Raw genomic sequence first — 6168 nt, forward strand, 5'->3', positions numbered from 1 at the left:
ATACCCACAAAATTTTATCGAATTAAACAAGATGTAGTTCGTGGGGTGGATACGTAGCGAAAAGAGGATTCGTGATTTTATTAAAATCCAATTCTTGTAATTCTTGCATCTTTCTGATCCAACATTGTACTTGCTTTCCGAGTTCATATAGCTGTGCTTCGTCACTTGAATTGCCAATTATTTTAAGTCGGATCATGTTCCCACATTAAGTTTATAGCTATTCAGAGGTATAAATGAAAAATGATTTCGAAAAAGCCGTTTCGGGAAAAATCGTCATTTCTTTGTGAATAATCGTCATTGTTTGCCTTCTTAGAGAGAGTCATATTTGCATTCTATAAATAACTGATGCAATGATAAAATTTGATGTTCCAACAAAAGAAGAAGTCTCCGAAAAGAATAAAGAACTTTTTACAGGCCTTGAGAAATCGATAGGCAATGTCCCTAACCTATATGCTACTATGGCCTATTCTGATAATGCGTTATCTAAGTATATGGTTTTTCAGAATAGTCCGTCTTCCTTAAATATCAAAGAAAAGGAAGCTATTAATCTCGTAGTAAGCCAGGTAAACGGATGTAGGTATTGCCTGAGTGCACATACCCTCATCGCAAAGATGAATGGTTTTTCCGATGAAGAAGTGCTGAAGATAAGGAAAGGAAATGCAAGCGACCTCAAACTAAATGCTCTGGTGGAATTTGCCAAAGCCGTTACAGAAACAAAAGGTAGGGTAACAGAGCATGTATTAAATACGTTTTTCGACGCAGGTTACACAAAGGGAAATATGATTGATGTAATCTTTCAGATAGGTGATAAAATTATAAGCAATTACTTGCACAATCTTACAAATGTACCAATAGATTTTCCATTAGCTCCTCAATTGGACTAATAAGTAATAAACAAAAATCCTCCCTAAATAAACATTTAAATTATGAAAAAGTCAATTAATTCCAAATGGCTATTATTGTCTGCTGCTTTACCATTTGTCCTGGTGTCCTGTAGTAAAAGCCATGATAATATACCGGTAACAAGCCATCATATCATTACGATAGAAAACGTATTGAAATCACAGCCTTTAGTCGAATCTGGCACATTTCAACAGCCCGGTATGCTTATCCAGCCTGGAGATTCATCTTCTATTACTTTTTCAGCAGCGAAAGGAGAAGCCATTACATTTGCAACGATGTACGGTTGGTCAAACGACCTGTTCTTTGCTCCTGCAAATCCCGGCATACAAGTTTATGACGCTAGCGGTAATCCTATCCAGGGCGATGTATCTTCTCAAATAAAACTCTGGGATAATGGCACACGCATTAACCAAAAACCTGGTTCAACGGTAAATCATCCGGGTACTGCAGAAACTAAACCACAAAACATTGTCGAAGTCAACGGAACGGATGCGCAGGGCAATACTTACTTACCTGCATCATCATTGATGAAGGCTAATTTAAAATACGATGGTAATTCGATGTTTACCCTCACGCTTAAAAATATTTCGGGCGGCACAACTAATGAAACGCCTTTCAGCCCCGGCGTTTGGGCGGTCTCTTATATTGTTGGGAATAATTTACTAAATTCTGATCCTATTTACACTGAAGGTAAACCTACAGCCAATGGCCTGACCAAGATCTCTGAAATGGGGGACAATAGTGAACTTAATTCTTATTTAAGTAGTATTACCGGTATTTTCACCCCTTTGTCACCCATATTGGTTGTTGTATACAATGGCATCTCTAATCCTATTTATACAGTTGGGCAGAACGATGCAGGTCATGGTTTAAAAGCACTTGCCCAAAAAGGAGATGCAAGCGGATTAGCAGATTATCTGAAAACTGTGAAAGGAGTAAAAAATGTGTATGTGTTACCTGCAGCCAACTCTAAAGTACTGCTTCCAGTCATCAATGGACAAGCAGGTAGCAGCGTATCACAGCAGATTAGTGTTGCCCCTGGGGACAAGGTGGCCGTAGCTACTATGTATGGCTTTTCCAACGACTGGTTCTTTGCCACAAAAGGCGAAATAGACGCCACACAGGCGAGCGATATATCTTCTCAGGTAGGGTTATTTGATGATGGAACAGCGGTAAACCAATTCCCAGGAGCGGGGGTAACACAATTTAATCTTGCTGGCACACCACTTACCGAAAGCAAGCCTATTGCAGCAGTACCCAATCCTAACTCCTTTACGACCCTTCCCGATATTAGCAACATCATCAATGTAACAATTCGATAATGTTTAAAGTGCGGCAGATTATGACCATCATGCTGCCGCACTATTCACCAATAGATTAGATCCGAAAATAAAATGATCAAAACATATCGCCGTAGGCTTCATTAAAGATAAATTTTTCTATTGTGTGATGCATAGAAGTAGTTGCGCAAAATAAATCGGAAACGACATTATGAAAGGCTAAATGGTGCTGCAATTTACAACGCCGTTGTCTAAGCGTGAAACAATGGAGAAACAAATTGGTTATATCGGGGCTATACAACCGCTTACACTTGCAAAACGGGGGTTAAAATTAAAACAGGTTATTCAAAGATAGAAAAGATAAAAAACAGCAAACATAAAAATAGGTCTTGATAACAGAAGGCCTACAGGTATAAGATAGGAATTGATAAAGATGCGAAAATTGCAACTGCGGTAGTCTTTGTAGTGCTGGACAAACTGGCTAATACAATGAGACCGAATATTGTTCTTAATAGAAATGCCACCATTTATACTCAATCATTCAGTTTTATGGTTAGGCGCCCTAAATTATTGCTGGGCCTTCGATATTTGAAAATGGATAGACATTTAAAAAATGCATTATTATGATTAAAAAAGAAAAGCTTAACGCTATTGCGCCTTTGGTATTAAGACTAATTGTCGGCATTGGCTTTATGGTACATGGCTACGTTAAAATAAGTAGAGGAACGGTAGGATTTGAAAAATTGCTTATTCAAATTGGCGTCCCTTTTGCACACGTAAATGGGTTACTGGTGCCTTATATCGAACTACTAGGTGGCCTCGCGGTGCTGACAGGCTTATATCTCAGGATGATTGCCATACCGCTAATCATAACCATGCTAGTAGCAATGTTCTCTATACAGTTTCATTATGGATTTAGCTCGGTTAATACTATCGGACTCACTTCAGCCGGCCCAAAATTTGGACCGCCCGGCTATGAGATCAATCTTTTATATATTGCATGTTTAATTTCATTGATTTTTACAGGTCCTGGTATCTTTTCTATTGATGAAGAGAGGGTCAAACGAAATAAACGGAGGTCCAATACAAATGTTGAATTAAATTAAAATAAATTTGATGACAGAATTAAGATAAAAATTATTTTTCCCCAGAAAAGATGTTAAAAGAATATAGAAATAACGCCACTCTTGGGCATTTTATCATGCATGTCAGAAATGGAATGTTCAGGGGTGTAGGCATAACAGATACTTCATCTAAATCCATTAATACATTTGTGTTTAATAAAGGAGCAGAACAGGAAGTAATCATTGATGAGGTAAAATATACGATGCCCGCTCAGAGTGTTTTGCCCTTGATGCATAATCAACATTTTGTTTTCGAATATCCGGAGGCATTGGTAGCATGGCAGTTCAACCGAGAGTTTTATTGTATTGTAGATCATGACGCTGAAGTAGGCTGTGTTGGATTTTTATTTTATGGCATTCATAACCCAATGTTTATAGTTCTTAACAAAAAAGAGCTTAAAGAGCTGTCCGACATCGAAAGAAGTTTTTCCGATGAGATAAATGTAGAAGACAGCTTCCAGGGAGAAATGCTTCGTTCTTTATTAAAAAGGTTGATCATTAAAATTACCCGTACGGCCCAGAAGCAAGTTAAATCGTATGACAAATTCAGCAATGAAAAGATGGATTTGATACGTAACTTTTCCTTGTTTTTAGAAGGTAATTTTAGAAAAGAACATGCCGTAAAATTTTATGCGGCTGCGTTAAATAAGTCGCCTAAGACTCTCTCCAACTTCTTTGCGATGTGTCATGAACCATCGCCGGTAAAGGTGATTCATAACAGGATTATATTGGAAGCGAAGCGCTATCTGCATTATACGGATAAAACGTCCAAGGAGATTGCTTATGAATTGGGGTTTGAAAACCCGGAACATTTTAGCCGCTTTTTTAAATCAAATACAGGTAAAAATATTTCAGCTTTTCGAAAAGAAGACAATAACACTACTAACAAGGTTAAGTAAATAGACTTCTTTACATTAGGGATTATTTCTTCGGCATTTATTGCTTATTCAATAGCCTTGTTTAATGCATAGTTTAATGTAAGAACTTGGCAAATTCACGCCAAACTTATTTTCACCCTCCTTTGTAAATCCGTTCAAACTAAAACAGTCGGATACAAATTAAAGCGTTGCTTTCTATTTTCAATTGCTGCTCCGCCTCTGCCTCCCTATCTGCTTGGAAATAAGCAAAGCATAAAACGACATTTACTGCGCGTTTATTTTTATGTTTAAATTCATTAAAGCATAATTTGTAAGTCCGATTTATGTCAAATATAGATGTAATGGCATAGCTTAATCACGGAAGGGTTCTATAAATTCTATCTACAACATTAGGTCGAAAGAGTAATAATTCCAACAGGAGAAAGCTAATAAACGAATAATTTAATGATAAATATCAAAACCGAAATTTTATATAAACTATAACAAAAAAGAAATATATTCGTTTGATATTATCAAAATGTGACGTTTTTATGAACTGTATAAGAGAACTAAAAAACAGCAACCCAAACACATTCAATGAGATTTATAATGCTTTTCATCCGAGGCTGTACAACTACATTCTACATCGTACAAAATCGACCTATTTTGCAGAAGAAGTAGTGCAACTTACATTTATCAAGTTGTGGAATAGCCGGAGCCACCTTTCAGATGAGATTGATTTACAGATACAAATATTTCGCATTGCCAAAACGACCCTTATTGATTACATCAGGAAAACTCAACAGCAAAATAGTAGGATACTTTCGGCAAAAAGTGAGGGGTTTGAAACGCTACAACATATGCATAGAAATGTTTTTTACAAGGAAACTATTTCAAAATTGGAAAATCTAATTGCATCACTACCTCCAGTAAGGAGGAAGGTTTTTGAAATGAGCCGTTATAAGCAAATGTCCCATAAAGAGATATCAGAAAAATTAAACATCACACCGAAAACAGTTGAGAATCATATTAATCTTGCCCTTAAATATATTAAGACATTTTTTTTGCTGTACCTTTTATTTATAAGTTTAGGGTTGTAATTGCTAATCATGAAATTGTAACTTTGCAGGCTGATATGATCATTACTAAAGACGTAATAGAAAGGTTTTTTACAGGAACGTGCAGCGATCAGGAAAGAGAAGAAGTTGCCCGGTATTTCAAGGAGTATCCCATGGAAGCGGATAGGTATTTTCCGGAATTAGACTGGAACGATACTTCCAGGTGGAATGAGCCTTTAGATGATTCTGTTTCCAACAGAATGCTTGATAAAATTCATAGTACGCTTGCCGAAAAAAAAAATCGACGCAGGTCATTGTATTACAAGATCAGTAGTATCGCTGCGATATTTCTCTTACTGGTAGGCATATTTTATTTTGAACATTCTCAAGATAGTCCTACACAGAAAACGGTTGTTTCACGACCCCTCAAAGTAATTACACATAGTAATAAGGGTATTGCTGTAGAACATTTGATATTGCCAGATAGTACAACAGTTGAATTATATCCACACAGTACTATCAGTTACCTTGCCCATTTTGAAGCGACCAAAAGAGATATGCAATTGAAAGGAGAAGCTTTATTTAAAGTATTTAAAGATGCACAACGTCCCTTTACAGTGTATAGCGAGCAGGTTTCCACAACTGCTTTGGGTACCTGTTTTCTTGTGAAAATAAGCAGTCGAGAAATCAATATAAGATTATATGAAGGCAAGGTCCTTGTCAGAAAAATAGATGGTCTCGCAAAAGAATTAAATATACATAATAACAAATTTGTCGTCGTAAAAGATAGTAGCAACTATAACAGGAATGAGTACAAACGGTATTATCTTAATGCAGGCAATGAGATTGTCTATCATGTCTTTTCTGATCAATTTTCTCCTATTCTTAATTTTCTCAAGCCAGAAGATAAAAAGCCTTTAATTGTTGTAAGTCAAAACAACAAACC

Annotated in this window: 6 protein-coding genes; all 6 read left to right on the plus strand. The window is 36.5% G+C overall.

Translation table 11 applies throughout. The features are described from left to right. Positions 1 to 350 precede the first annotated feature (350 nt). Entirely contained in the window at positions 351 to 884 is a 534-nt protein-coding gene (locus ACQR30_RS09945; RefSeq protein WP_429734570.1) for a carboxymuconolactone decarboxylase family protein, read from the plus strand. A 42-nt stretch (positions 885 to 926) separates the two neighbouring features. Continuing rightward, a complete protein-coding gene (locus ACQR30_RS09950; protein ID WP_429734572.1) occupies positions 927 to 2225 on the plus strand; it encodes a spondin domain-containing protein in 1299 nt (432 codons plus the stop codon). 581 nt (positions 2226 to 2806) lie between these two features. Then, positions 2807 to 3289 carry a DoxX family protein gene (locus ACQR30_RS09955; protein WP_429734574.1) on the plus strand — a complete coding sequence of 161 codons (483 nt, stop codon included), beginning with the start codon at positions 2807 to 2809 and terminating at the stop codon, positions 3287 to 3289. 50 nt (positions 3290 to 3339) lie between these two features. Continuing rightward, complete coding sequence (locus ACQR30_RS09960) at positions 3340 to 4206, plus strand: helix-turn-helix domain-containing protein (protein WP_429734576.1); 867 nt, start codon at positions 3340 to 3342, stop codon at positions 4204 to 4206. A 509-nt stretch (positions 4207 to 4715) separates the two neighbouring features. After that, on the plus strand, positions 4716 to 5264 hold the full coding sequence (locus ACQR30_RS09965) for an RNA polymerase sigma factor (RefSeq protein WP_429734578.1): 549 nt from the start codon (positions 4716 to 4718) through the stop codon (positions 5262 to 5264). 23 nt (positions 5265 to 5287) lie between these two features. Then, a partial coding sequence (locus tag ACQR30_RS09970) for a FecR family protein (RefSeq protein ID WP_429734580.1) occupies positions 5288 to 6168 on the plus strand: 881 nt, incomplete at its 3' end.

The organism is Arachidicoccus sp. (assembly GCF_050436765.1).
GTDB lineage: Bacteria > Bacteroidota > Bacteroidia > Chitinophagales > Chitinophagaceae > Arachidicoccus.

What these genes read in the sequence shown, in the direction of transcription:
- ACQR30_RS09960 (WP_429734576.1), top strand. Translation starts at nt 3,340, where the DNA reads ATGTTAAAAGAATATAGAAATAACGCCACTCTTGGGCATTTTATCATG.
- ACQR30_RS09950 (WP_429734572.1), top strand. Translation starts at nt 927, where the DNA reads ATGAAAAAGTCAATTAATTCCAAATGGCTATTATTGTCTGCTGCTTTA.
- ACQR30_RS09945 (WP_429734570.1), top strand. Translation starts at nt 351, where the DNA reads ATGATAAAATTTGATGTTCCAACAAAAGAAGAAGTCTCCGAAAAGAAT.
- ACQR30_RS09955 (WP_429734574.1), top strand. Translation starts at nt 2,807, where the DNA reads ATGATTAAAAAAGAAAAGCTTAACGCTATTGCGCCTTTGGTATTAAGA.
- ACQR30_RS09965 (WP_429734578.1), top strand. Translation starts at nt 4,716, where the DNA reads ATGAACTGTATAAGAGAACTAAAAAACAGCAACCCAAACACATTCAAT.